This window comes from Haloactinopolyspora sp., assembly GCF_027324685.1.
Lineage (GTDB): Bacteria > Actinomycetota > Actinomycetes > Jiangellales > Jiangellaceae > Haloactinopolyspora.
This window is the reverse complement of sequence record NZ_DAHVSH010000109.1, coordinates 1-4002: the sequence shown is the minus strand read 5'-3', so window position 1 is coordinate 4002 and position 4002 is coordinate 1. Positions and strand designations below refer to the sequence as shown.

The window sequence follows — 4002 nt, the reverse complement described above, 5'->3', positions numbered from 1 at the left end:
GACGAGGAGGAGGCGGCCGACGCTGCGCTGGCGGTGGCCAACGAGATGACCCGGCTGCTGGCGTTGCCGTCGCCGGAGCCGTCGCTGACCGTCGACGCGGCGTTGCGTCCCGAGGGACGACAAGGACCGTTGGTCCGGACCTTGGCGTCGTATGCCGCCTATTACGAGCGATGGAGCGAGGTCTGGGAACGTCAGGCACTGCTGCGGGCCGCGCCGTGTTGCGGAGACGCAGAACTGCAGCGGCGGTTCGCGGCGCTGATCGACCCGCTGCGCTGGCCGACCGGCGGTCTCACGCAGGACCAGGTGCGAGAGGTCCGTCGCATCAAGGCGCGAGTGGAGTCTGAGCGACTACCGCGTGGAGCCGACCCGTCGACGCACCTCAAACTGGGCCCGGGCGGGCTCACCGACGTGGAGTGGTGCGCGCAGTTGCTGCAGCTGCGCCATGCCTCGGCGGTGCCGTCGTTGCGCACCACGTCGACGGTCGAAGCCCTCGACGCCGCGGTCGACGCGGGGTTGCTGCGCGCAGCGGACCGCCGGGTCCTCGTCACCGCGTGGCGGAGGGCTTCGGCGGTGCGAAACGCCATCGTCCTCGTCACCGGCCGGCCGTCGGACATGATCCCGAAGGATCCGCAGACGCTGGCCTCGGTGTCGCAGCTGCTGGGATACGGGGTGGGGGAGACGACGATCTTTCTCGACGACCACCACCGCGCCACCCGGCAGGCTCGCGCCGTCTTCGAGCGGGTGTTCTACGACGATCCGGGGTGATGGTGCCGGCCCGCCGACCGTTCGACGGTGCTGGACGCCAGTTCGGCGATCAAAGCGCTCCCCCGGCTGGTGGTCTCGGGCACACCAGTAGGAGGATGGTGCTCCGGTACGTCTCGACAGCCAACCGTCGCCGACTACTCGGAGGTCAGCACCATGGCGATCGAACCCTCGCGTTCGGACCGTTTCTCGTTCGGATTGTGGACCGTCGGCTGGAGAGCGCAGGACCCGTTCGGGGACGCGACCCGGCCGGCTCTGGATCCGGTCGAATCAGTCCGGCGGCTGTCAGAGCTGGGGGCGTACGGCGTGACGTTCCACGATGACGACCTGGTCCCGTTCGGCTCGAGCGACGCCGAACGCGACCGACAGATCGACCGCTTCACCGAGGCGCTACGCGAGACAGGCCTGGTGGTGCCGATGGTCACCACCAACCTGTTCACCCACCCGGTGTTCAAGGACGGGGGCCTGACCAGCAACGACCGCGATGTGCGCCGCTTCGCCCTGCGAAAAGTCCTGCGCAACGTCGATCTGGCCGCACAGCTGGGCGCGTCGACGTATGTCATGTGGGGCGGACGGGAAGGTTCGGAATCCGATGCCGCCAAGGACGTGGTGGCAGCGCTGGAGCGTTACCGCGAAGGCGTGGACCTCATCGCGCAATACATCGTCGACAACGACTATGGGTTGCGTCTGGCCCTGGAGCCGAAGCCGAACGAGCCGCGCGGCGACATTCTGCTGCCGACCGTCGGGCATGCGCTGGCCTTCATCTCCTCGCTGGAGCACGCCGACATGGTCGGGCTCAACCCGGAGGTCGGCCACGAGCAGATGGCCGGGCTGAACTTCGTGCACGGCATCGCGCAAGCGCTGTGGCAGGGCAAGTTGTTCCACATCGACCTCAACGGCCAGCGTGGCGTGAAATACGACCAGGACCTGGTCTTCGGTCACGGCGACCTGCTCAATGCGTTCTTCCTGGTCGACCTGCTCGAGCACGGCCCGGTGGGCGGAGGGCCGCGGTACGACGGACCACGTCACTTCGACTACAAGCCGTTGCGCACCGAGGACATCGACGGCGTGTGGGACTCCGCGGCGGCGAACATGAAGACGTACCTGCTGCTGAAGGAACGCGCCGCGGCGTTTCGCGCCGACCCCGAGGTCGCCGAGGCGATGGCGGCCGCCAAGGTGCGCGACATGGCTCAGCCGACCCTGGCACCGGGGGAGAGCTACAAGGAACTGTTGGCCGACCGATCCGCGTTCGAGGACTTCGACGCCGACGCAGCGGGGGCGCAGGGCTACGGCGTCGTGCGCCTCAACCAGCTTGCGGTGGAGCACGTCCTGGGCGCGCGGTGATGCGGCAGCAGCGATTCACGACCAGATGAGCCGCTAACGCGATGCCATACTGATCGCATGTGGCGCATCATCGTGTTCCTGCTCGTGGCCTGGCTGGTGATCTCGGTCATCGGCCTGGTGATCAAGGGCTTGTTCTGGCTGTTCATCATCGGCGCCGTGCTGTTCCTGGCGACGTCGGCGATGGGATGGGTCAAGCGGAACACCTGACGTGCCGGCGTCGTCCGCGGACACGACGTCCGTGGGCGGCGCCGGGGCGGTCTCGGCGGCTGCCTTGCAGGCGCGCGCGTACTCGGTGGGGGTCGTGCCGACCAGCGCGCTGAAGTCGCGGGACAGATGAGCCTGGTCGAAGAACCCGAGTTCGAGCGCCAGCGCAGACAGGTCGACGACATCACCGCGGGCCAGCAAGTCGGCGACGTCCTGCAGGCGGTAGCGGCGGATCACCCACTTCGGGCCGACGCCGACGTAGCGGTGGAACAGACGTTGCAGGGTGCGAACCGACAGGCCGAATCGAGCGCCGACGTGGTGGACGTGGGTGATGGAACGGTCTTCCAACATGGTGGCGACGATGTCGGTGACGAGCCCGAGCGGCTCCTCCGGTGCCGGAAGCCGGGCGCGAACGAAGGACTCGAGGAGCTGGCGGCGCTGATGGTCCGAGGCTGCCGCCACCACGGATTCAGCCAGCTGATCAGCCTCGGGACCGACGAACTCGGACAGCGGCACGGCACGGTCGGTGAGCGCAGTCACCGAGGCTCCGGCGAACCCGTGGAACCCGCCGGGGCGGAACTTGACGCCGAAGGCCCAGCCGGAGTCGCGGAGGACCTGGGTGGACGTCGTGGTGAACACGCCGTGAACGTGCGCGGCGGAGTCGGAGGTCACGGTGATGTTGACGCAGGGGTGGGGGATGTTTCGCGCCGTGTACGGGGCGCGGCCGCGCAGGTCCCAATGCACCGACCAACACCGCTCGACCTGCCGGGACAACCTCGCGTGCACCGGGTAGCGGCGCAGATCGACCACGGCCGCGAACTCCTGCGGGCGCAGGACGGCGTGCGTGCTGGTGGTCGCGCGAACGGTCATGGTGGTGTTTCTACAGCATCACACCGACAAGACCGCCGCAACTACTACTGCCTGGGCGAGGGCGTGGGCTCAGGCGGGCGCGTTGGTCGCCTGCCGGCGCATCGGCGGCGGCTCGGTGCCGAAAACCCAGGGTGCCAGGACGACTTCGCGGCCGTCCGGGTCGAGGACGGTGACGGCACCATTGAGCGACCAGTACCGGTTCTGGTCGACCGCCTGGTAGCCGTGCTCGGCGAGCCGGTCGGCCACGACGTCGCGTTCTGGTGCGCCTGGGAAGTACAGCACCAGTTGATCGTGCCGGTCGACGGTCACCTGCTCGCGGGCCGGGATGAGCTCGAACGTCGCCGAGGCGCCCTGCAGCGCGAAGATCGCGCACCCGTGCCCGTCAACCCCGGTTTCGGCGTAGTGCACCAGCGGCAACCTCACCACGTCCCGGTAGAACTCGACGGCTTGCTCGTACTGGTTCGACCGGCGGGCGACTCGGACGGCTCCGAACGGCACGGCGTAGGGGTCGGCGGGTTGCTCGCTCATGATTACCTCTATCGTTTCGTGCTGGTCAGGGTGGCGAAAGGCCGTGTTGCACGGCAGTCTGGTACCTGAAGTGGGGTTGAGGTCAATTCGGGTGACGGATAGGGATGTGTCGAGACACAGAGAGCCGTGTCAGCACCACTCGAGGTTTCGATGTCGCCAGGTCTTGTCCACTGCCCGACCCTGAAGGGCCGGGTCCACCAGCCGAGTCACCAGATCACGCGCTAGGTCTATTGAGTGGTATCCCGCGCAATAGGGAACTGACCTGCTGAGCTTGGCGTAGCCGACTCCCCATGT

Annotated in this window: 3 protein-coding genes and 1 pseudogene; 2 read left to right on the top strand and 2 right to left on the bottom strand. The window is 67.8% G+C overall.

Annotated elements, in window-relative coordinates:
- Both M6444_RS12830 and xylA read left to right on the top strand, forming a co-directional pair.
- Positions 1 to 765, top strand: a pseudogene (locus tag M6444_RS12830) (bifunctional glutamine-synthetase adenylyltransferase/deadenyltransferase); the annotation flags it as partial.
- Between the two features lie 153 nt (positions 766 to 918).
- Complete coding sequence (xylA, locus tag M6444_RS12825) at positions 919 to 2106, top strand: xylose isomerase (protein WP_298327838.1); 1188 nt, start codon at positions 919 to 921, stop codon at positions 2104 to 2106.
- A gap of 33 nt (positions 2107 to 2139) precedes the next feature.
- Here xylA and M6444_RS12820 read toward each other — a convergent pair whose 3' ends face one another.
- Both M6444_RS12820 and M6444_RS12815 read right to left on the bottom strand, forming a co-directional pair.
- The gene (locus M6444_RS12820; RefSeq protein ID WP_298327837.1) at positions 2140 to 3180 is read right to left on the bottom strand and encodes a helix-turn-helix domain-containing protein; all 1041 of its coding nucleotides are present in this window, start codon (positions 3178 to 3180) and stop codon (positions 2140 to 2142) included.
- Between the two features lie 69 nt (positions 3181 to 3249).
- Positions 3250 to 3708 (bottom strand): VOC family protein, encoded by a 459-nt coding sequence (locus M6444_RS12815; protein ID WP_298327834.1) that lies wholly within the window; start codon positions 3706 to 3708, stop codon positions 3250 to 3252.
- Positions 3709 to 4002 lie beyond the last annotated feature (294 nt).